Source organism: Ruegeria sp. BHSC037 (assembly GCF_059613045.1).
Window position 1 is genome coordinate 55,558 of the sequence record NZ_JBXWRT010000004.1, and the last position, 21,349, is coordinate 76,906.

At 61.9% G+C, this 21,349-nt stretch carries 18 protein-coding genes; 15 read left to right on the forward strand and 3 right to left on the reverse strand.

All coding sequences use genetic code 11. The features are described 5' to 3' along the window. Positions 1 to 123 precede the first annotated feature (123 nt). Positions 124 to 2,013: an amidohydrolase gene (locus AC2FMN_RS05020; protein WP_496686707.1), complete on the reverse strand. Its 1,890-nt coding sequence runs from the start codon at positions 2,011 to 2,013 to the stop codon at positions 124 to 126. Positions 2,014 to 2,978: 965 nt separating this feature from the next. Between AC2FMN_RS05020 and AC2FMN_RS05025 the strand changes: the two genes are divergently transcribed. From AC2FMN_RS05025 to AC2FMN_RS05040, 4 genes are all read left to right on the forward strand, one after another. After that, positions 2,979 to 3,737, forward strand: coding sequence for a porin family protein (locus tag AC2FMN_RS05025; protein WP_496686708.1), 759 nt, complete (start codon positions 2,979 to 2,981; stop codon positions 3,735 to 3,737). Positions 3,738 to 3,871: 134 nt separating this feature from the next. Beyond that, on the forward strand, positions 3,872 to 5,794 hold the full coding sequence (locus AC2FMN_RS05030) for a DUF3604 domain-containing protein (RefSeq protein WP_496679138.1): 1,923 nt from the start codon (positions 3,872 to 3,874) through the stop codon (positions 5,792 to 5,794). Between the two features lie 86 nt (positions 5,795 to 5,880). Then, complete coding sequence (locus AC2FMN_RS05035; protein ID WP_496686710.1) at positions 5,881 to 6,753, forward strand: peptidyl-prolyl cis-trans isomerase; 873 nt, start codon at positions 5,881 to 5,883, stop codon at positions 6,751 to 6,753. Next, on the forward strand, positions 6,750 to 7,751 hold the full coding sequence (locus AC2FMN_RS05040) for a HupE/UreJ family protein (RefSeq protein WP_496686712.1): 1,002 nt from the start codon (positions 6,750 to 6,752) through the stop codon (positions 7,749 to 7,751). Before AC2FMN_RS05035 ends, AC2FMN_RS05040 begins: the two co-directional genes overlap by 4 nt. A 10-nt stretch (positions 7,752 to 7,761) precedes the next feature. On the opposite strand, the gene AC2FMN_RS05045 is transcribed toward AC2FMN_RS05040, so the two are convergent. Together AC2FMN_RS05045 and AC2FMN_RS05050 are read right to left on the reverse strand one after the other, a co-directional pair. After that, entirely contained in the window at positions 7,762 to 8,631 is an 870-nt protein-coding gene (locus AC2FMN_RS05045; protein ID WP_496686713.1) for an amidohydrolase family protein, read from the reverse strand. Next, positions 8,628 to 9,629: an ester cyclase gene (locus tag AC2FMN_RS05050; RefSeq protein WP_496686714.1), complete on the reverse strand. Its 1,002-nt coding sequence runs from the start codon at positions 9,627 to 9,629 to the stop codon at positions 8,628 to 8,630. Before AC2FMN_RS05050 ends, AC2FMN_RS05045 begins: the two co-directional genes overlap by 4 nt. A gap of 165 nt (positions 9,630 to 9,794) precedes the next feature. Between AC2FMN_RS05050 and AC2FMN_RS05055 the strand changes: the two genes are divergently transcribed. From AC2FMN_RS05055 to AC2FMN_RS05105, 11 genes are all read left to right on the forward strand, one after another. Beyond that, positions 9,795 to 10,844, forward strand: coding sequence for an ABC transporter ATP-binding protein (locus tag AC2FMN_RS05055; protein WP_496686715.1), 1,050 nt, complete (start codon positions 9,795 to 9,797; stop codon positions 10,842 to 10,844). 74 nt (positions 10,845 to 10,918) lie between these two features. Next, entirely contained in the window at positions 10,919 to 12,130 is a 1,212-nt protein-coding gene (locus tag AC2FMN_RS05060; protein WP_496679128.1) for an ABC transporter substrate-binding protein, read from the forward strand. A gap of 70 nt (positions 12,131 to 12,200) precedes the next feature. Then, complete coding sequence (locus AC2FMN_RS05065) at positions 12,201 to 13,223, forward strand: carbohydrate ABC transporter permease (protein ID WP_149774998.1); 1,023 nt, start codon at positions 12,201 to 12,203, stop codon at positions 13,221 to 13,223. A 1-nt stretch (position 13,224) separates the two neighbouring features. Then, the gene (locus AC2FMN_RS05070) at positions 13,225 to 14,379 is read left to right on the forward strand and encodes a carbohydrate ABC transporter permease (protein ID WP_496686717.1); all 1,155 of its coding nucleotides are present in this window, start codon (positions 13,225 to 13,227) and stop codon (positions 14,377 to 14,379) included. 130 nt (positions 14,380 to 14,509) lie between these two features. Further along, positions 14,510 to 15,040 carry an ester cyclase gene (locus AC2FMN_RS05075; RefSeq protein WP_496679119.1) on the forward strand — a complete coding sequence of 177 codons (531 nt, stop codon included), beginning with the start codon at positions 14,510 to 14,512 and terminating at the stop codon, positions 15,038 to 15,040. Positions 15,041 to 15,051: 11 nt separating this feature from the next. Further along, positions 15,052 to 16,380, forward strand: a complete 1,329-nt coding sequence (hisD, locus tag AC2FMN_RS05080) for a histidinol dehydrogenase (protein WP_496686718.1) — start codon at positions 15,052 to 15,054, stop codon at positions 16,378 to 16,380. Continuing rightward, entirely contained in the window at positions 16,377 to 17,429 is a 1,053-nt protein-coding gene (locus tag AC2FMN_RS05085) for an ester cyclase (RefSeq protein ID WP_496686719.1), read from the forward strand. Before hisD ends, AC2FMN_RS05085 begins: the two co-directional genes overlap by 4 nt. Then, complete coding sequence (locus AC2FMN_RS05090; RefSeq protein WP_496686721.1) at positions 17,429 to 18,193, forward strand: SDR family NAD(P)-dependent oxidoreductase; 765 nt, start codon at positions 17,429 to 17,431, stop codon at positions 18,191 to 18,193. Before AC2FMN_RS05085 ends, AC2FMN_RS05090 begins: the two co-directional genes overlap by 1 nt. Then, on the forward strand, positions 18,193 to 19,236 hold the full coding sequence (locus AC2FMN_RS05095) for a LacI family DNA-binding transcriptional regulator (RefSeq protein ID WP_496679113.1): 1,044 nt from the start codon (positions 18,193 to 18,195) through the stop codon (positions 19,234 to 19,236). The genes AC2FMN_RS05090 and AC2FMN_RS05095 overlap by 1 nt, the downstream gene beginning before the upstream one ends. Beyond that, entirely contained in the window at positions 19,233 to 20,222 is a 990-nt protein-coding gene (locus tag AC2FMN_RS05100) for a nuclear transport factor 2 family protein (protein ID WP_496686723.1), read from the forward strand. The genes AC2FMN_RS05095 and AC2FMN_RS05100 overlap by 4 nt, the downstream gene beginning before the upstream one ends. Before the next feature lie 155 nt (positions 20,223 to 20,377). Then, positions 20,378 to 21,340 (forward strand): cupin domain-containing protein, encoded by a 963-nt coding sequence (locus AC2FMN_RS05105; protein ID WP_496686724.1) that lies wholly within the window; start codon positions 20,378 to 20,380, stop codon positions 21,338 to 21,340. Positions 21,341 to 21,349 lie beyond the last annotated feature (9 nt).

The window sequence follows — 21,349 nt, forward strand, 5'->3', positions numbered from 1 at the left end:
CCGACGGCTGTTCATCCTCGGCCGTCTCCGGAGAACAGCCGGTCATGGCCACACCGACTGTGAGAAACAAGATTCCCAGTACTTTGCTTTCAACATTCATATTTGCTCCCTTTCAACTTCGGATCAATGCGGGCCATGGGCGACCGTCAACGCGTGGTGCAGAGCAGCTTCCATGAACGCCCGTTCCGCCTTGCTTTCCCCCGGCAGATCAAGCGAGGCTTTCCGCTCCGCCCCACCTGCGGGAAGTATCCGTCCTTCCATAACCGTGCCCCAGACGCCGACGTTTCGGATCTCCATCGCGTCGACTGAGAGGGGGTTCGCATCGAGGATAGTGAAGTTTGCCCGCTTGCCGGGAGAGATCGTCCCGATCTCGTCCTCGAGCTTCAGCGAGTAAGCCGCCTCGATGGTGACCCCACGCAGCGCTTCCTCGACGGTCACGCGTTGGTCCGGCCCCGCGATCCGGCCCGAGGTCGTCAGGCGGTTCACCGCGCACCAAATAAGGAACAAAGGATCGGCCGGTGCCATAGGCATGTCGGAGTGGAGCGACCACGGGATACCCGCCCGCGAGACGTCGCCGAGGCGCACCATCTCGTCCGCGCGCTCTGGGCCGAGGCCCACCTTCCCGTATTGATCGGCCAGCGCCGCGACGTAGTAGGGATTGCCGCTGACGATGGCACCAAGCGCCTTGATGCGGCTGACCTGATCGGCGCCGCTCACCGCGAAATGCACGAGCACGGTCCGGTGATCGTAGCGCGGGTTGCGCCGCAGGTTGGTCTCGAGGGTGTCGAGAACGCGGTTCAAACCCTCATCGCCGTTGACGTGGATGTGGATCTGGTAGCCTGCGTCCCAGTAAATCCGGAAGGCGCGCTCGAAGACGTCCCGGTCCATCATCCACTCGCCCGTGTGGCTATCGAGGTAGGGATCGCGCACCTGCATAAGCTGCGAATAGATAGCCCCGTCTGCGAAGAGCTTGACCTGCTTCGACGTCATACCCGTCATGCCGCCATACCAAGAGGCGAGCTTCTCGGTCTCGGCAATGACCTGCGCGTCGTCGGCATACATGCCGACCATGCTCTTGCCGTCCGGCATGAAGGACCAGCGAAACGGCATGTCGGGGCTCGAGAAGACGGCGTTAACTCCGTCCTGAACGGGTTTGGCAAGAATGCCGCCCGGCTCGTTGCCGAAGGTAATCCCCTTGGCGTGCATGTAGTCCCTGCTGAGTTCAAGACCGGCCTGAAGCCTCTCGGGGCTTGCCACCATCGTAGCGATGTGGGGCAGGATCGCGAACATACCCTGTTCCCAATAGTGGCCATCCTCGTAGTTGCTCTGCTCCCTCGCTGACGCGGAGAAGGCCGCGTAGGCTTCGCGGGTAAGCCCGCCGCGCTCGAGTGTGGCGGTGTTCAGGAAGAACTCATGACAAGAGCGACCCCAGACGAGGATCGGCCGGGTTGTGCTGATGGCGTCGAGCTCGGCTCGGGTCAGGGAGCCGTAGAACGCCGGATGATAGCCCCATGTCAGGACCGGCTCGTCGGAACCGGGCGCCGCCGCGACGGCGGCCGTCAGCCGGTCAATGAAGTCCTGCTTGTCCTTCACGGCCGGCACAGTCCCCGAGGGCAGGACCCAGTCCTCGATCGACAGGATCTCTGACGACATGGTCAGCGCGGCGAGCACCGGGTGGTCATGCTGGGCCACGAAGCCCGGAACGATCACGTGGTCGGCGAAGGTCGTGTCGACGTCGTGGGGCTGGTCGCCGAGGATCGCGGTCGTCTCCTCGAGGCTCCCGACCCAGAGGATTCGCCCGCCTACGACCGCCACCGCCTCGGCGGACGGCTGCGTCGGCTCCAGCGTGACGATCTCGCGAGCGGTGTAGATGGTAGCCTTTGGCGCGGCCATTGCGAGGCTTCCCACGTCTTGCAACGATCCAGTTAGCGCGATGGCCCGCCCCGCCGGCGTCAGTGACGTCGCTCCCAAAAGACTGGCCCAGACAAAAGTTCTCCGGTTCAAGTTGGTCATTTTGTTCAAGCCTCCCAGCTCACTGTGTCAAATGCATTTTAAGTGAGACACGACGGATCACCAGTCTTTTCGGTCGCAGGACTGACATGTATTCATGCATCGACCGAAAGTCCGCTTCGCACCCGAGGTTTCAAATGCCGCGAACTAAAGCAATGTCGAAAAAGGGCTCTCTGCCCGAATTAGCCGCACGCACAACGAACGGCTGCTTCACGATCTAGGTCGGAAATGCTTGACGTTTGGGCCAGAATTGAATGACGCGATTTTCCTGTTTCTTGGGGTTTAGGCGGCCCAAAGAGTCAAAGGTTTGCGACGTTCCACAGTAAAACCCAGCCTGTGACTTCCAAGAGAAACTTTTCAAGTCGGCGACTGTCTTGCTCCCCCAAGACAATCTGGAAAGTGCCGACACTCCCGGCCGCAATGCACTTTAAATGCGCGGTGTGACCCTGTCGTTCGGCGGAAGCAATACAAAGAGTGATGGACTGGCATCGGATTTCTTCGCGGTATCCAAAACGCCGGTTGGTGCGGCCTTCTGGCAGACGGGAGGCGGCCCTTCCGGGTTCTGGAAGAACCGGCCTGCCGCGCGGCGTTGCATCTGGACTGGGGCAGGTGAATAGCCGTTTGATTTGACCCGTCACTTTGCAAGAGCTCACATCCTCGTGGGGGGCACTACTGCTGCAAGTCGTTCGGGCTGAGCGGCGCAGACTCCGGTTCGCAGTACATGGAACTAGCGCCGAAACGCCGCGAATTCGACGGGTATCGTGCCTGTAAACCGGCCGAAGATTTCCTTCCGGTGGCCTGCATGACAGCGCGTATCGTTTAGCGGCGTTCAAGAGATCCAATCAGAGCGAGCGGCAATTTGGGCGGCGACATCAAGATGTTTTTATGTTGAACTGGGCGACCAGTGCTGCTTGCCCATCTTTCTGGGCGAAAGAGAAAAAGTTCTCTGTGTTTGCGGGAGGAAAATGATGTTTGGAACAACACGAAATTTGATCGCAGCGACCGCCACGTGTGCGGTTGCGTTTGTCGTCGGGGCAGATTCGGCCAGGGCCCAGCAAGGCGATTGGTCCTATCAGGCGACGATCTACCTGTTCATGCCGGAAACCAAGACCGGCCTCGACACGCCCGCAGGAGGCGTAGAGGGCACGTTGAGCTTCTCGGACGCGCTGAGCAACTTGGATCTGGCCTTCATGGGTACATTTTCCGCGACCAACGGGCGCTGGACCCTGTTGGCGGACTACAACTACACGGACCTGTCGTTCGGAACCGATACGCCCGGACCGATTTTCTCGGGTCTCGACACCTCGGCAACAACACAATTCCTCAGCGCCTATCTGGGCTATCGGGTCTACGAGGATCCGACCGTTCAACTGGATCTGGCGGGTGGTCTGCGCTGGTTCAGTACTGAAACTACCTTCACGCTTCGGCCCGGTTCCGCGCCGGGTGGTACAAGTTCGGTCGACAATAGTTGGACCGATGCGGTGATTGCAGCGCGGGCGCGTTTCGTCCTGTCCGAACGGTGGACCGGCACCGCCTTTTTCGATTATGGCGGCTTTCAGAGTGACAGCGAAACCTGGCAGGTGCTGCTGACGGCGGATTATGCTTTGAACGAAAGGTGGCTGATCCGGGGTGGCTATCGCTACATTTCCTTTGATCACGTCCTGAACGGCAACGACTTCACGTTCAGCCAATCTGGGCCAGTGATCGGGGCGACTTACCGTTTCTGACGACTTTTCAGGGTCTTTAGGTGGTCATCTGGCCCCAAGGCAAGTTTCTCAGACTTGCGCTGCCTCACTGTGATACTCTGTGAGTCGAGCCTGCGGCAAAGACCGGTCGCACAAAACGGAAATGGGGGGACCAGATGTTTAGAGTGACCGCGATACTCGCCGGATTGATAGCCTTGCCAACCTCGGGTTTTGCGGATGCCGTTCCCAGCAAGGAGGCTGCCGAAGGCACTTTCGCCGAAGCACCGTTTTCGCCTTATGCAAATCGTACTTTTCCCGAACGTCCGTTGTGGGGCGATACACATCTGCACACGTCCTTGTCATTGGACGCCGGCGCTTTCGGCAATACGCTCGGTCCGGATGAGGCGTGGCGATTTGCGAAGGGCGAGCAGGTAATCTCTTCGACAGGTCAGCCGGTGCGCCTTGCGCGGCCTCTCGACTGGATGGTTCTGACCGATCACACCGACTTGATGGGGTTTGCGCCTGACCTGCAGGCGGGCAAGCCGGGTGTGCTGGCTGATCCGAAGGGGTTGCAATGGTACCAGGGCTACAAGGCTGGCGGGGAAGAGGCCGCCAAGGCCGCCTTTGATATCATTACCAATTTTTCGCAAATGACCCTGCCCGAGGTGCTGCTGGAATCCTACAGCCCCGGCGCCGATGCATTTGCCTTTACATGGGAGCAGATCGTTCTGGCCGCCGAACGGCACAACGACCCCGGCAATTTCACCGCTTTCATTGGGTTCGAATGGACTTCGGTACCCAAGGGGTTCAACCTGCACCGCAACGTCATGCTGCGGGACGGGCCGATCCGAGCGCTGCAGGTGGTGCCACCGGTCACACAACCGCCCTACGGGGATACGGATCCCAAGGCGCTCTATGCTTGGTTGGAAGACTATCAGGCCCGGACCGGCGGACGGGCTTTGGCCTTTGCGCATAATGGCAATCTTTCCAACGGCTGGATGTTTCCGACCGAAGACACCTATCACGGTGGCAAGGTTGACGAAGAATACGTCAAGAACCGTGCCAAGTGGGAGCCGCACTACGAGGTGACGCAGATTAAGGGCGACGGAGAGGCGCATCCCTTTCTCAGCCCGGATGATGAATTCGCCGACTACGAGAATTGGGATGTGGGCAATCTGGATATTACGCAACTGAAAACCGACGACATGTTGGCCGGCGAATACGCGCGAGAGGCGCTGAAACGCGGATTGATGCTCGAAGAGAAATTCGGCGTAAACCCCTACAAGTTCGGAATGGGCGGCGCCACCGACAGCCATACTTCGCTGACCACAGCGGAGGAGGAAAACTATTTCGGAAAATCCGTCAGTGCCGAACCATCGCCGACCCGTGTGCTGCACCCCTTCGTCGAAAGCGAGTTGGGCGCGTTCGAAGGGCATACGCTGGTGGCCTCGGGCTACACGGCGGTCTGGGCGTCGGACAACACGCGCTCGGCCATTTTCGACGCGTTCAAGCGGCGCGAAACCTATGCCACGACCGGGCCTCGGATCGGGCTGCGGTTCTTTGGCGGATGGGATTTTGTCGAGGACGATTTGCTGACGCGTCTGGTGGCCGATGTAGGCTATACCAAGGGCGTACCCATGGGCAGTGATCTCCGCCCGCGCGAGGGTGAGGGTGCACCGACCTTCCTGATCGGGGCATTGCGCGATCCGATCGGCGCCAACTTGGACCGTGTCCAGGTGGTCAAGGGCTGGTTGGACGCCGAGGGTGAGATGCAGGAAAAGGTGTTCGACGTTGTTTGGTCAGGGGATCGAGAGCCGGACGCAAATGGCAAACTGCCCCCGGTCGGAAATACGGTCGATCTGGACACCGCAAGCTGGACCAACACGATCGGCGCGTCCGAGCTGGTGACCGTCTGGACCGATCCCGAATTCGATCCGGCAGCCCGGGCTTTCTACTATGTCCGGGTATTGGAAATCCCGACCCCACGCTGGGTTCTGTACGACAAGCTGCGCTTTGACCTTGAGCTTCCCGAGGAGGCGCAGCTAGTGCATCAGGAGCGCGCCTATTCGTCGCCGATCTGGTACACACCGGAGGGATGACCGGTTGTCGAAAGTGTTTCAGCCGGGCGGATGACAACGCCCGGTTTTTTTTGTCATGATGGGCGAGTGGGCTTTGCCCCGGTGTCGTGGCCACTTTTCTGCGAAAGCTTTTCGAGAGTACAGGTAATTTTATGCGTTTTCTGAAAGAACCACTGGCACATTTCCTGCTGATTGGAGTGGCAATCTTCGCGTGGTTCAACTGGATATCCCCACCGTCCGAGGAGCAGGCTCAGCAGCAAGCAATCGTTGTTGACGACAATGATGTATCGATGTTGGCAAGCCGGTTCAGCGCCAGTTGGAATCGTGCGCCCACCCCAGAAGAATTGCGGCGGCTGGTGGATGGCTTGGTACGCGAAGAAATATTGGTGCGCGAGGCTCGCGATCTTGGTCTGGACCGGGGCGATCCAGTCATTCGGGCGCGGCTTGCTCAGAAGATGGAATTCCTGACTCGCTCGATTGCGTCGTCTGTCGTGCCCGAAGATGCGGAACTTGCGGCGTATCTGCAAGACAATCCAGATAGATTCCGAACGCCCCCGAAATTCGCCTTTGAACAAGTCTTCTTGGGCGAGACCCCCGGCAGCGCCGATGTTGAGGCGGCTCAATCGGCTCTTGCGGTGGGCAATGACCCTATGCAGGTAGGGTTGCCCACGCTGTTGCCAAAGACGGTGCCGCTGTCGTCAGCGCGCGCAATCGACAGCACGTTTGGGCGCGGCTTTTCCGAGATCCTGGCGTCGTTGCCCAGCGGAGCATGGGCCGGACCGGTGATGTCGGGCTATGGCCAGCACTTGGTGAGGGTCAACGCAGTGGAGCCGGGCATACTGCCGCCGCTGGATGACGTTCGTGACATGGTGATTCAAGATTGGCGCAGACAAACCTCCGAGGAACTGGCCGAAGCACAATACCAGAGCCTGGCTGACAGGTATGAAATCTCGCTGCCCGCGTGGGAGCCGCAAGAATGACGCGGATCCTCGCAGCGCTTTCCGCCTTTTGGTTGATGCTGGCGGCCGGGCAAAGCCAAGCCCATGCCTTGGATCCCGGTTTCCTCGATCTGCGGCAGTTGACGGAAAACACGTGGCAGGTTCTGTGGAGGCTGCCGGATGTGAACGGGCGGCCGATGGCAATCGAGGCGGTCTTGCCAAAGATTTGTACGCCGCAATCAGGACCCGCGCCGCAGAACGATGGGGCTGCGTGGGTTTCGGTCTGGGTGGCGCAATGCCAAGGGCCGATCGCGGATCAACCGATCGCGATTGATGGGCTTGAGTTGCAACGCAACGACGTATTGCTGCGGATGCAGCCATTGGCTGCAGAAGCGGTAACGCTGCGTTTCACCCCAGACAATACCAAGCTGACGATCCCGGCCGATCCGTCAACCTGGGCGGTTTTCGCCAGCTATTTTCAATTGGGGTTCGAACACATTCTCGAAGGTTGGGATCACCTGTTGTTCGTGTTTGCCCTGATCGTTCTGGTGCGCGATCCTTGGCGGCTTGTCGGGGCGATTACGGCGTTTACGGTCGCACATTCAATCACCTTGGCCTTGGCCACACTTGGCTTGCTGCAAGTGCCGGGTCCTCCGGTCGAAGCGGTGATCGCCCTGTCCATCGTGTTTCTTGCCCTTGAGATATTGCGGCACAAGGACGGGCAGTTGCGGCTGTCCGAGCAATATCCGTGGATTGTCTGCTTCAGTTTCGGTTTGTTGCACGGTTTGGGGTTTGCCGGGGCCCTGTCCGAGATCGGTTTGCCTGCAGGTGACATTCCAGCCGCATTGCTAGCCTTCAATATCGGGGTCGAAGCCGGCCAATTGGCATTTGTCGCCGTCGTCGCGCTTGGCTTGGCAGTGCTGCGTGTTCTGGGTGCTTTCCAATCCCGTGGCGCACTCGACTGGGCGACGACGGTAACCGGATATGGAATTGGAACCGTTTCGATGTATTGGCTGATCGAGCGGGTCAGTGGTTTCTGACCCCGACCCGTCAAAACCGATAGAAACGTCGGGCCGTGCGCCCGAACACATCCGCCTGCATCTCAGCCGGAATCAGCGAACGGTGGCGAGACACCAGTTCCGCATAGTCCGAGGACAGGCTGTCTACAGGGAAGTTGGACCCGAACATGCAGCGGGCGGGGCCGAACTGGTTCAGGCACTCCTGAACGATCGGGCGGACGGAGTCTGCCGTCCAACCGTGGTCGAACATGCCCAGACCGGACAGTTTGCACGACACATGCGGCAGCGCGGACAGCGACCGAATGGATCTGGACCAGGATTTGACCCCACCCTCTGTTCTATCATGTGGCGAGCCGGCATGACACAGGGCAACCGACGTTTCGGGCGCGCGCTCCAGAACGCGGGCGGCTTGCTCCATCAGCTTGGGCAGCAGTTGCAGATCAAATGAAAGACCGCGCGCGCCCAGTTCCTGCAGGCCGGCCAGAAAACGTGGGTCGTCCAGCAGGGCATTGGTGCCGGATGCCATGTCCTCTTCGGGTGCGCGGCCGACGATCTGGCGCACGCCCCGCAACGAGGGCAGGGTTTGCAGCCTGTCCAGCCGGTGCCCCAGGTCCGGGGCAGTCAGATCGCAGAAAGCCACTTGGACCAACGGCCAGTCGGGTGTCTGATCGGCAACCGATTGCACCCAAGCGGCCTCGGCCCAAGGGTCCGCCGCGCCCACCTGAATGTGGACGGACGCAGAAAACCCCTGCGCCGCGGCGTCTGCGCGGAATTCGTCAAGAAGATAGTCGCGTTGGATCGCTGACGGGTCACCGAAAAACCGCACAGCGCCGGTCTCCATCAGCCAAGGATAGTGCACCGCCTTCAGGTTCCACAAATGGTGATGTGCGTCGATCATCATGGCGTGGCAATCCTCAGTGTGCGCGACAGGATGTCGACCCCTTGCTGGTTCCAGAAATGCAGCAGGTCGATGAAAATCCAGTTTTCGGCCAGCTTGTCGCCCGCGCGCCGATAGATGTCGATGACCCGAAACTCACCCGGCTTGCCGGTTGCGGGCATGCCCATGAAGTCGCCTGTCGGAACGGCAGTGAAGTTGGGCCATCCGAAGAACCCGCCATAATGCCCCTCGGCCATGCGGCAGATGTGTCGCGTTTTGGACCGCTCGGCGAAACCGGCGCGGAACGGGCCCGAGTGCTGCTTGGCATAGCGCGGGATGGTGTAGGTGGCTCCGATCCCCTCGGGACCCCACCACAGCATGTCGTCATGCCAGGTGCGTGCCAGTTCCTCCTCCAGCGTCAGGCCGCTGTTCCACTGGCCCAGGTCCGAAATCATCGCGTTGATCAGCGCCAGTGTCTTTTGGCCTTCGGCTGCGGGCTGGTCGTCGATCAAAAGCCCGTCATGGGTTCTGGGGCCGGGCTGCACGAGGTGTGCCGCGGTTTGTGGAGGAAAGGGGTTCAGCCCGGCCTGCACCATGAGGTGGGGAATGTCGAAATACATGGCCGTTTCGGTGATTTTTCCATCTGCGACCCTGTAAAAGGCGCAGTACCGCAGAAAGGCCAGCTTGCCGGTGGGCGGAATGCCCAGCCACGGCGCGTCGAACAGGCCCATCAGATGCCCCATCGACACGCCCCAGACATCATCGGATTGGGTCAGCGAGTTTCGGCCGGCAAAGAAGATGTCCATCCGGTTCTGCATGCGCTTCAGGCCGTGCTTGATCGGTTGCCAGAACGTCTCGGCCACGGCCTTTGCGCCGACGATTTCATGGAAGGGGTGAAAGCCGCGCCACAGCAGATCGGGTGCGCAGAATTGTTCGATGACCTGGCCGACGCCGGCGGCATCCGTGTCATCCAGCGCGTCGTGGAATGCCAAAATCAGTTTTTTCTGGTCCTGAAAACTCACGGTTTTTCCGTTTCCTGGCAGAGGGTTGCGATTTAGGTCAGGAGTGTGTGAATCACCTGCTTCGGACAGTTTTGCATACGTTTGCAAAATTGTCTTGCCAGAATTGATGTGGCTGGATTACTCTTTTGCAAACGTATGCAAAACGATTCCTTCCCGGGAGGCACCATGGCGGAAATTCAACTGCGCAATGTCGGCAAGCGCTGGGGGTCGTTCGTGGGGGTCCACAATTTCGACCTGACCATCGCCGATCGCGAATTCCTTGTGCTGTTGGGGCCGTCCGGATGCGGCAAGACCACCACGATGCGCATGATCGCGGGGCTCGAGGACGTGACCGAGGGCGAGATCCTGATCGACGGCAAGGTGGTCAACGATCTGGAACCCAAGGACCGCGACGTGGCGATGGTGTTCCAGAGCTATGCCCTGTACCCCAACATGAACGTCTATGAAAACATCCGCTTTCCGCTGAAGGTTCGCGGCATCGACCCCGCGACCCATGACGAGAAAGTGCGCCGCGCCAGCGCGATGGTCGAATTGGACGACTTTCTGCATCGCAAACCGGCCGAGCTGTCGGGCGGTCAGCGCCAGCGGGTCGCTCTGGCCCGCGCGATCGTGCGCGAACCGAACGTGTTCCTGATGGATGAGCCGCTGTCGAACCTGGATGCCAAGCTGCGGGTATCGACGCGGGCGCAGATCAAGAACCTCAGCCACGAACTGGCCGTTACCACGATCTACGTCACCCACGATCAGATCGAGGCGATGACCCTGGCCGACCGTGTCGTGGTGATGAAGAAGGGGATCGTGCAACAGGTCGGCAGCCCGACCGACATCTATGACCGCCCCGCCAACACCTTCGTGGCCAGCTTCATCGGCTCACCCGCCATGAACCTGATCGAGGGCCGCGTCGAAGGTGGCGTGTTCCGCGCGCAGCACGTGGACATCCCCGGAATAGATGCCCCCGACGGGCCGTTGACGCTGGGGTTCCGGGCCGAGGACGCCGCTCTTGCTTCAGAGCAGGGTCAGATCACGGCCCCGATCTATACGCTCGAGCTTTTGGGCGACGCCACGATGATCTCGGTCCGGGTCGGCGGCGCGCTGGTCTCGGTCAAGGCCGACAAGTCTTTCCGCGCCGAGATCGGCGATTCCGTCTCGTTCTCGGTGCCAAGCGAAATCTGTCATCTCTTCGAAGCTGGAAGCGGTGCGCGGATCGGGGATTGACCCCGCAACAGCCCGCAAGGGCAAACCACCGGTCCGGACGTCGACGACGGACCGATCCTGACAGGGAGAAACGCATGAAACTCAAGACACTCATACTGGCCGGCGCGATGTCGGTGGCCTCGGGCGCCGCTTGGGCCGCCTGTTCGTTCGAAAACACCGTTCCGCTTAAATCGCTTTCGGCCGGGTTCGAGGCCTGGAAGGCCGCCACCGACGCCATGGCCGAATGCGGCAATTTCAGCGCCTCGCTGGATCAGGAATTCCGCGAGAAGCAACCCGAAGCCTTTGCGGCCAACCCGGCGCTGTACCAGATCGGCGGCGTGTCGAACGCCACGCTGGTGCCGCTGCTGAACGCGGGCACCATTCGTCCGCTGGATGATCTAGTCGCCAAATACGGCCAGGACCTGCTGCCGAACCAGCTGATCAAGGTGGACGGCCAGACCATGGCCATCGCCATGATGGTGAACGCCCAGCACCTGATGTACCGCAGCGACATTCTGGCCGATCTGGGCATTGCCGAGCCCAAGACCTATGCCGACGTGCTGGCCGCGGCGGAAAAGATCAAGGAAGCCGGCGTGGTCGAGTATCCGCTGGGCGGCACGTTCAAGACCGGCTGGAACCTGGGTCAGGAATTCGTGAACATGTATCTGGGCGAGGGCGGCGAGTTCTTTGCCGAAGGCAACATGCCCGCGATCAACAACGAACAGGGGGTTCGCGCGCTGGAAACGCTCAAGGCGATGACGGCATATATGGACCCGGAATACCTGGTCTCGGATTCGACATACGTTCAGCAGCAGTTCCAGCAGGGCAAGATCGCCATGGCCAACCTGTGGGCCAGCCGCGCGGCCGCAATGAACGACGAGGCCGAAAGCCAAGTGGTCGGCAAGGTGACGATGGCGGCGGCTCCGTTGGGGTCGGCGGCTCCGGCGACCACGATCTGGTGGGACGGCATGGTTCTGGCCAAGAACATGAGCGACGAGGAAGCCGACGCCGCCTTCCGCGTGATGATGGAAGGCATCGACGCGGAAATGGTGCAGGCCAACAATGACGTCGCAGTCTGGCTGAACCCGGCCTACACACCCGGTGAACTGGCCGCGGGTGCTGCCGCCTCGGCCGAAGCAGGCGCCAAGCCCTACCCGGCGTCGGGGCCGATGGGCATCATGCACACCGCGCTGGGCAATGGACTGGCCGACTATCTGACCGGTGCCAAGGACGCCCAGACCACCCTGGCCGACATCGAAGCCGACTATCTGACCGCCGCAAAAGAAGCCGGCCTGGTCGGCAACTGATCCGCACGCGGGAGGGGGCCGACCTCCTCCCGCATCTTCCACCACCGAGAACCATGAGAAAGGCAGAGCCATGAATTTCCGGACATTTGCCGCCTTTGTCGGCCCCTCTGTCTTTATGATGCTTCTCTTCATCGCGTTCCCGCTGGTCAGCGTGTTCAAGCAGAGTTTCTATGTCACCCAGCCCATCTACGAGACGGTCGAGGTCGAGACCTGCACGCCCGGCTTCCTGACGCAGACCTGCGTGACTGAAGAAAAGTCCATTCCGAAACTTGATGAACACGGCGAGATCATCACGCAGACCCAGTTTGTCGGGCTGGAAAGCTATCGCAACGTGCTGGAGCCCGAACGGGCCTGGCGCGCGATCAGCGAAGGCAGCTGGAGCGTGCTGTCCACCATCAATTTCTGGAAGGCGCTGCGCTTTACGCTGACCTTTACGTTGATCACCCTGCCGCTTGTGATCGGGTTCGGTTTGGCCATCGCCATCGTCATCAACAACGCCGCGCAGGCGATCCGGGGGCCGGTGATCTTCGTGTCGCTCCTGCCCTTTATCATCACGCCGGTCATCGGTGCCTTGTCGATCAACTGGCTGTTTCGCGGTGACGGCATCCTGACGGCCATGCTGGAATGGTGGCTGAACCGCGACATCGCCCTGTTTGCGCAGGCCTGGACGATCGAGTTGCTGATGATGCTGTATCGCGTCTGGCATGTCGCGCCCTTTGCCGCGATCGTGTTCTATGCCGGTCTTCAGACCGTGAACCAGGACAGCCTTGAAAGCGCAGTTATCGACGGCGCAAGCCGCTGGCAGCGCCTGAAATACATCGTCATCCCGCACCTGATGCCGCTGATCATCTTCGTGTCGATGATTCATCTGATGGACGCGTACCGGGTGTTCGAAGAAATCGTCGGCTTCTCGAGCCAAGGCTACGTCATCTCGCTGCAATGGCTGACCTATGACTTCCTCGTGCCGGATCAGGCGGGCAACCGTTCGATCAGCCGGGCCTCGGCCAGCGCCATGCTGACCATGGTCGGAATCGTCATCCTTCTCATCGCACCGCTGCGCCGGACATGGCGCGACCATAAGGGAGGCCACTGACATGTCCTCAAGCGCGCTTCGCCAACCGCTCGGTCTGCGGCTGACATCGAATTTCTTCCTGGCCTTCTGGTGCCTGGTGGCGGCTTTCCCGATCTTCTGGATCACGGTGATGAGCTTCAAGTCGCCGGTGGACGCATTCGACGGCAATGCGCTGAACGTGATCTTCGGTCCGGCTACGCTCGAGACCGGAAAGGGGATCTCGATCCTCGATATCCTGATGGGCATCGCAGTGCTGTGGGCCACCGCGCGCCTGGCCACCAAGACCCTGCCCGAAATGGTGAAGTCCTACACGCGGCCAGGGCAGGCCTGGTTCGGCTGGATCATCGGCGGGCTGGTTCTGGTGCTGGGTTTTCTGCTGGTGTTCTTCATTGTTCTGCCGGCCGTTCTGAACGTGCTGAACCCACTGTTCGGCCCGCTGGGGCGCGACGTGTTGGGCCTGACGACCGAGCACTACAAGACCGTCTGGATCGACCGCGGCTTTTCCAACAACTTCAAGAACTCGCTGATCGTTACCGCGGGCGTCGTGACCGTGTCGCTGACAGTGGGCACGCTGGCGGGCTATGGGCTGGCGCGGTCCGGCTCGACGCTTGCGTTCTGGATCCTGATCGTCGCGTTGGTGTTCCGCGCGCTGCCGCACTCGGTTCTGGTGGCGGGCTATTTGCCGGTCTTCATCAACTCGGCCGAATGGCTGCGCCCGATCCTGGGGGAAAACGCGCCCACGCTATATGGCAAGCCCTTTGCCGTGATCGCGGTTCTGGTGGCGATCAACCAGCCCTTTACCATCTGGATGCTGCGGTCGTTCTTCCAGAACATCCCGGCCGAGCTGGACGAAGCCGCGCGCGTGGATGGCTGCAACCATTTCCAGGCCTTCCGTCGGGTGATCATGCCTGTGATGTGGCCGGGCGTCATCACTACCGGGCTGTTCAGCTTCCTGCTGGCCTACAACGACTTTCTGGTGACCTCGCTGCTGCTGGACGCGCAGAACCAGACCATGGTTCCCGCCATCGCCGGCATGTTCAACCGCGAAACCACCACCACCGACCAGGTCGTCGCCGTGGCCGCCGCCGTGTCGATCACCGCGCCGCTCTTCTTCTTGGTCATGATCTTCCAGCGCCAGATCGTCAGCGGACTGACCGCCGGCGCGGTCAAGGGCTGATGAGCCGCCGGTTCCGCCATAACGCCCTGACGCGCCACCCGGCGCTAAACAGGTTGCCAAGGGATTTTCCCGGGTTTGGGGGCATGCTCCCCCGATCCCCAATCCCTGACAATCTGACAAGGACAAGACGATGAAAGGTTCCCGACCTGAACAAGCGGTTCTGACCCGCGACACCGACCTGACCAAGACCGAAGACACGCGCCGCGTGATCGAAGCCATGGTCGACGGCCTGAATGACCACCGCATCAACGACATTGGCGAGTTCTTCGCCGAAGGGTTCCGCTGGATGGGCAACCAAGGCTGCGGCACGAAGAACGGTCTGCAAGAGTTTCAGGACAACTGGCAGCGCCCCTTCCAGGCCGCGTTTTCCGACAAGGTCTGCATCGACGAGGCGCGGCTCTACATGGGCGAATGGGCCGCGGCCTTTGGCCGGCAGGAGGCGACCCATTCGGGTGAATTTCTGGGCATTCCGCCCACCGGCAAGCGGGTCGAGATCCGCTACATGGATTTCTGGAAAGTGGTCGACGGCAAGATCGTCGACAATTGGGTGAACGTCGACTTCGCCCATGTCGCCGCGCAGCTGGGCGTCGACCTCTTCCAGGGCCACGGCTGGGAAGCATATGACCGGGGCGAGAAAATTCCGCCCCGTCCCGACAACTGAGGATCAAGACAATGGCAATCGAGTATCTCAAACGCGGCAAGTCCGACGCAGACCGGGCCGAGGATGACGCCAAGACCCGCGCCGTGGTCGAGGCAACCCTGAAGGATATCGAAACCCGTGGCGACGCCGCCGTACGCGAGCTGAGCGAGAAGTTCGACAACTATTCGCCCGCCTCGTTCCGCCTGTCGCAACAGGAGATCGACGACCTGATCGCTCAGCTGTCAGACCGTGAGCTGGCCGACATCAAGTTCGCGCAGGAGCAGGTGATGAACTTTGCCCGCGCGCAACGCGCCTCGATGACCGATATCGAGGTCGAGACCCTGCCGGGCGTGATCCTGGGCCACAAGAACATCCCCGTGCAGTCGGTCGGGTGCTATGTGCCCGGCGGCAAGTTCCCGATGGTGGCTTCGGCTCATATGTCAGTGGCCACGGCCAGCGTTGCGGGTGTGCCGCGCATCATCGCCTGCACCCCTCCGTTCCAGGGCAAGCCGAATCCGGCGGTGATCGCCGCCATGCATCTGGGCGGCGCGCACGAAATCTATGTCATGGGCGGTATTCAGGCGATCGGCGCGATGGCGCTGGGTACCGAAACGATCGACCCGGTGCACATGCTGGTCGGCCCCGGCAACGCCTTCGTGGCCGAGGCCAAGCGCCAGCTGTTCGGCCGCGTCGGCATCGACCTGTTCGCCGGCCCGACCGAGACCATGGTGATCGCCGACGAAACCGTCGATGCCGAGATCTGCGCCACTGACCTGCTGGGGCAGGCCGAACACGGCTACAACTCGCCCGCGGTTTTGGTCACCAACTCGCGCAAGCTGGCCGAGGAGACGCAGTCCGAGATCGACCGCCTGCTGGGCATCCTGCCGACGGCTGACACCGCGCGGGTCAGCTGGCAGGATTATGGCGAGGTGATCCTGTGCGACAGCTATGACGAGATGCTGCAGGTCGCCGACGAGATCGCCTCGGAGCATGTTCAGGTGATGACCGATCGCGATGACTGGTTCCTGGACAACATGACCTGCTATGGCGCGCTGTTCCTGGGGCCGCGTACCAACGTGTCGAACGGTGACAAGGTGATCGGCACCAACCACACTCTGCCGACCAAGAAGGCCGGGCGTTATACCGGCGGCTTGTGGGTTGGCAAATTCCTGAAGACCCACAGCTATCAGAAAATCCTGACCGACGAGGCGGCAACCCTGATCGGCGAGTACGGCTCGCGCCTGTGTCTGCTGGAAGGGTTCGTGGGCCATGCCGAACAATGTAACGTACGGGTGCGCCGCTATGGCGGCATCAACGTGCCGTATGGCGCACCGGCCCCATACCGGGATGCCGCAGAATGAGTGACAAGCATACGCAGCACAAGGCGCTGATCGCGCCGCTTCGGGCGGCGATGTATGATTTCGACGAAGCCGGTGTGCGGGACGCGCTGGCGCAGGTGAGCGCGCCCGACGCCCTGTTCCGCCTGTGCCATCCTTTCGGTGACAGCACCGGCAGCGAGGCGTTCTACGATCTGGCCTACAAGGGCCTGCTGGATGCTTGGCCGGACCTCGAGCGGCGCGACTATATCGTGATGGCCGGACCGGACGAGTTTGGCGCCGACTGGGTCGGCTGCGGCGGCTACTATACCGGAACCTTCACCGGTCCATGGCTGGACATCCCGCCCACCGGCCATCAGGTGACCATGCGGTTTCACGAGTTCTACCGGTTCGAGAACGGCCGGATCGTCGAAATGCAGGCCCTGTGGGACATCCCCGAGGTAATGATGCAGGCCCGCGCATGGCCGATGGCGCCCAGCCTGGGACGCGAATGGCATGTGCCCGGCCCGGCCACGCAGGACGGTCTGGTGCCGGGGCCCTACGACACCGACAAGGGCCGCGCCACCTGCCAGCACATCATCGACATGCTGGAACATCTGAAAAAGCACCCCTCACAGGGCGGGCCCGAGGTGATGGAGATGGAGCGGTTCTGGCATCCGCGCATGAACTGGTACGGGCCTTCGGGCATCGGCACCGGGCGCGGCTATGCCGGGTTCCGTAATTGGCACCAGATCCCGTTCCTGAACGGAATGCCGGATCGCGGGCAATATGTCGACGACATCACCTATCATTTCTTCGGCGATGGCGACTATGCGGCAGTGACGGGCTGGCCCAACATGATCCAGACCGTCACCCATGACGGGTGGATGGGCATCGCGCCTTCGGGCAAGCGGATCACCATGCGCAGCCTCGATTTCTGGCGGCTGGAGAACGGACGGATCCGCGAAAACTGGGTTCTGGTCGATCTTCTGGACGCCTATGCGCAGCTTGGCGTTGACGTCTTTGCCCGCCTGCGGGAATTCAACAAGGCCCGGAACCTGGGCCGCATTGAAACCCCGGATGGAATGAGCTGATGACCCAACTGCCCCGCACCCCTTCGTTCTCGCTGAGCGGCAAGACCGCGTTGGTCACCGGCGCATCTTCGGGCATCGGATTGGGGTGCGCTGTCGCCCTGGCCGAGGCCGGCGCGCATGTGGTCTGCGCCGCGCGCGGGGCCGAGCGGCTGAACGAAGCGGTGTCCGCCCTGCAGGCGCAGGGCTGGTCGGCCGAGGGGCGGGTGCTGGATCAGAGCGACCTGACCGCGTTGCAGGCGCTGTTCGCCGCGCAAGCCTTTGACGTGGTGGTGAACTCGGCCGGGACCGCGCGGCACGGGCCAGCCGTCGAAACCACGCCCGAGGATTTCGACGCGGTCACGAGTGTCAATCTGCGCTCGGCCTATTTCCTTTCGGCCTATGCCGCCAAGGCGCTGATGGCGGCCGGGCGGCCTGGTTCGATCATCCATATCTCCAGTCAGATGGGCCATGTCGGCGGCATCGACCGGGCGCTGTATTGCGCGACCAAGCACGGGCTGGAAGGCATGGTCAAGGCGATGGCGATCGAATGGGGCAAGCAGGGCGTCCGCATCAACACGGTCTGCCCGACCTTCATCCGAACCCCGCTGACGCAATCGACCTTCGACAACCCCGAACGCGCGGCCTGGATCATGGACAAGATCAAGCTGAACCGCGTAGGCGAGGTCGAGGACATCATGGGCGCGGTTCTCTATCTTGCGTCCGACGCCTCGGGGCTGGTCACCGGCACGTCGATGCTGATCGACGGCGGATGGACGGCAGACTGATGGCTGACAAGGTCACATCGCTTCAGGTCGCGCAACTGGCCGGCGTCAGCCAGTCGGCGGTCAGCCGGGTGTTCACGCCCGGCGCTTCGGTCAGCAAGAAGACCGAGGAAAAGGTGCGCAAGGCGGCGGCCGAACTGGGCTATCGTCCCAACGTGCTGGCCCGGGCGATGGTGTCGGGCAAAAGCCGGATCATCGGCCTGGTGGTCGGCTACCTGGACAACTACTTCTATCCCGAGGCGTTGGAGAAACTGTCGAACCGCCTGCAGGAGCATGGCTATCACGTGCTGATCTTCATGGCCTCGCGCTCGGCCGGAAACATCGACGACGTGATGGAAGAGATCCTCGATTATCAGGTGGACGGGGTCATTCTGGCCTCGGTGCCGATGTCGTCGGATATCGCCACCCGCTGCCAGCAGGCGGGCGTTCCGGTGGTGCTGTTCAACCGCAGCCAGGATATCGAGGGCATCACCACCGTGACCTCGGACAACTATGCCGGCGGCCGCAAGGTGGCCGAGTTTCTACTGGCGGGCGGGCACCAGCGCATCGCCTACATCGCGGGCTGGCAGGGTGCTTCGACCCAGCGCGACCGCGAGGCGGGATTCCGCGCCGCGCTGGCCGCCGCCGGCCAAAGCCTGTTTGCCCATGACACTGGCGATTTCCACACTGAAAACGCCCGGCAAGCCGCCCGCCGCATGTTCGACGTGGCGCCCGAGGCGCGCCCGGATGCCGTGTTCGTGGCCAATGACCACATGGCGCTGGCGGTGATGGACGTAATCCGGTTCGAACTGGGCCTGCGCATCCCCGAGGATGTCTCGGTCATCGGCTACGACGATGTGCCGCCCGCTGGCTGGCCGGCCTACAACCTGACCACGATCCGTCAGCGCGCCAACCTGATGGTGGCCGAAACGGTGACCGCTTTGCTTGATCACATTGAAAACCCAAAGGACGCCGCCCCCCGCAAGGTTGCCATCGACGGACCTCTCGTCGTGCGGACCTCGGCGCGGCTGCCCAAGGGGTGGACCCCCAAAAGGACTGACTCATGAAAGGCTTCGATCCCAAGTTCAAGGATTTCCCTGACTATATCATCGGCATCACCAAGGAGATCTGGGAAGACCGCGGCATCGCCACGCTGCACGACTATTACAGCCCCGACATCGTGGTGCGGTCGCCCGCCTCAGTGGTGCTGGGCAACCAGAACGTCATCGGCGCCACGATGGCGACCCTGGCCGAGTTTCCAGACCGGCAGCTGCTGGGCGAGGACGTTATCTGGTCGGGCACGCCCGAGGACGGCATGCTGAGCTCGCACCGGATCATCTCGACCGCCACGCATCTGGGCGACGGGGTCTATGGCAAGGCCACGGGGACCAAGCTGCGCTATCGGATTCTGGCCGACTGCCACGCGATCGACAACCAGATCAACGATGAATGGCTGATCCGCGATCAGGGCGCGATCGTGCGCCAGATGGGTTGGGACCCCAAGGAATACGCTGCCGACCTCATCGCGCGCGAAGGCGGGCCGCAGAACTGCGTCAAACCCCTGTCGCCCGACACCGACCAGCCAGGCCCTTACACGGGCAGTGGCAACGACAACGAGTGGGGCCAGCGCTATGCCGACATCCTGACCCGGATCATGGGCGCCGACATGGGCGTTATCGGGGCCGAATACGACCGCGCGGTGCAGTCCGAATATGTCGGCGGCCTGACGGGGCACGGCTGGGATGCGGTGGACCGGTTCTGGATGGGGCTGCGCGCCAGTTTCCCCAATGCGGAGTTCCGCATCGAGCACCAGATCGGCCGCGACGATCCCAACATGCCGCCCCGTGCCGCGATCCGCTGGAGCCTGTGGGGCAAGCATGAGGGCTGGGGCGTGTTCGGCGTTCCGACCGGGGCGCAGGTCTATGTGCTGGGCATCAGCCATGCCGAGTTCGGCGCGTTGATCACCGGCCAACCCAGGCTGCGCCGCGAATACACGCTGTTCGATGAAACCGCCGTGTGGAAGCAGATCCTGCTGCAGACGGGCGAGGCCTGATGCTCAGACCGTGGCCATACCGGCTGAACCACAGCCAGGCTGCGCGACGGTTCCATGCCCATCGCGCCTCGCTGCGGGCGCGGCGTCTGAACCTGCGGCCACCGGGTTGAACGGAGTCTCTTCCCATCGTTCAACCCAATCACAGGAGCCCAAAAATGACTCAGCTTGAAACCCGTATCGTCCGCTATGGCGAACTAAAGCCCTGCAAAACCGCCTTCATCGACGCCCACACGCCCGGCTCGGATCAGAAGGAGAATTTCACCATCATCGGCGGCGGCGTCTCGGAAAGCCCCGATCAGCATGTCCACATCCGCGACACGCCTGGCTTCAACATCGGCGCCGCGGGCCAGCCGCCCAAATGCCGCAACTCGCTGCACAGCCATACCACCGCCGAGGTGTTCTTTGTCCTCAAGGGGCGGTGGCGCTTCTTCTGGGGCCGCTGGGGCGACGCCGGTGAGGTCGTGCTGGAGGAAGGCGACATCTTCAACATTCCCACCGGTATCTTCCGCGGCTTTGAAAATATCGGCACAGATTACGGGATGATTATGGCCATCCTGGGGGGCGATGATGCCGGCGGCGGGGTGACCTGGGCGCCGCAGGTCATTCAGGATGCCTCGGCCCATGGTCTGGTGCTGGGCGAAAACGGGGTGCTGTACGACACCAAGAAGGGCGAAAACCTGCCCGACGGTGTCGAACCCATGCCTTTGTTGACCGAGGAGCAACTCAAGGCCTTCCCCGAGGTTCCGGTGCAGAACGTGGTGCGCGACTATGTGGCCCGCTATTGGGACCTGATGGCGCTGGCCGCCAAGGCACCGGCCAGGGTGATCGGCCCCGATGCCTTACTGAAGGACCGCCCCGGTTTCGAGGTCGAATTCCTGACCCGTGGTTCGTTGGGGGCAGGGAAGGTCACGCCCGAGAAGCACACCGTGCTGATGCCCGTGCGCGGCCACTGGCTGCTGTGCACCGACGAGGCCGAGGCGATCCTGAATCCCGGCGACACCTGCCTGCTGAACCCGGGCGAGGCCTATACGCTTGAGCCGTCGATGACCGGCGAGGCCAGCCTGTATCGCGTCGTGGCCACCGATGATCCGGCCGGCGCAACCTGGACCGGCCAGTAACGAAAGGAG

Excerpts from the sequence above, each read along its gene's own strand:
- AC2FMN_RS05020 (WP_496686707.1), bottom strand. The coding sequence starts at position 2,013 with ATGACCAACTTGAACCGGAGAACTTTTGTCTGGGCCAGTCTTTTGGGA.
- AC2FMN_RS05025 (WP_496686708.1), top strand. The coding sequence starts at position 2,979 with ATGTTTGGAACAACACGAAATTTGATCGCAGCGACCGCCACGTGTGCG.
- AC2FMN_RS05030 (WP_496679138.1), top strand. The coding sequence starts at position 3,872 with ATGTTTAGAGTGACCGCGATACTCGCCGGATTGATAGCCTTGCCAACC.
- AC2FMN_RS05040 (WP_496686712.1), top strand. The coding sequence starts at position 6,750 with ATGACGCGGATCCTCGCAGCGCTTTCCGCCTTTTGGTTGATGCTGGCG.
- AC2FMN_RS05045 (WP_496686713.1), bottom strand. The coding sequence starts at position 8,631 with ATGATGATCGACGCACATCACCATTTGTGGAACCTGAAGGCGGTGCAC.
- AC2FMN_RS05055 (WP_496686715.1), top strand. The coding sequence starts at position 9,795 with ATGGCGGAAATTCAACTGCGCAATGTCGGCAAGCGCTGGGGGTCGTTC.
- AC2FMN_RS05060 (WP_496679128.1), top strand. The coding sequence starts at position 10,919 with ATGAAACTCAAGACACTCATACTGGCCGGCGCGATGTCGGTGGCCTCG.
- AC2FMN_RS05065 (WP_149774998.1), top strand. The coding sequence starts at position 12,201 with ATGAATTTCCGGACATTTGCCGCCTTTGTCGGCCCCTCTGTCTTTATG.
- AC2FMN_RS05070 (WP_496686717.1), top strand. The coding sequence starts at position 13,225 with ATGTCCTCAAGCGCGCTTCGCCAACCGCTCGGTCTGCGGCTGACATCG.
- AC2FMN_RS05075 (WP_496679119.1), top strand. The coding sequence starts at position 14,510 with ATGAAAGGTTCCCGACCTGAACAAGCGGTTCTGACCCGCGACACCGAC.
- hisD (WP_496686718.1), top strand. The coding sequence starts at position 15,052 with ATGGCAATCGAGTATCTCAAACGCGGCAAGTCCGACGCAGACCGGGCC.
- AC2FMN_RS05085 (WP_496686719.1), top strand. The coding sequence starts at position 16,377 with ATGAGTGACAAGCATACGCAGCACAAGGCGCTGATCGCGCCGCTTCGG.
- AC2FMN_RS05090 (WP_496686721.1), top strand. The coding sequence starts at position 17,429 with ATGACCCAACTGCCCCGCACCCCTTCGTTCTCGCTGAGCGGCAAGACC.
- AC2FMN_RS05095 (WP_496679113.1), top strand. The coding sequence starts at position 18,193 with ATGGCTGACAAGGTCACATCGCTTCAGGTCGCGCAACTGGCCGGCGTC.
- AC2FMN_RS05100 (WP_496686723.1), top strand. The coding sequence starts at position 19,233 with ATGAAAGGCTTCGATCCCAAGTTCAAGGATTTCCCTGACTATATCATC.
- AC2FMN_RS05105 (WP_496686724.1), top strand. The coding sequence starts at position 20,378 with ATGACTCAGCTTGAAACCCGTATCGTCCGCTATGGCGAACTAAAGCCC.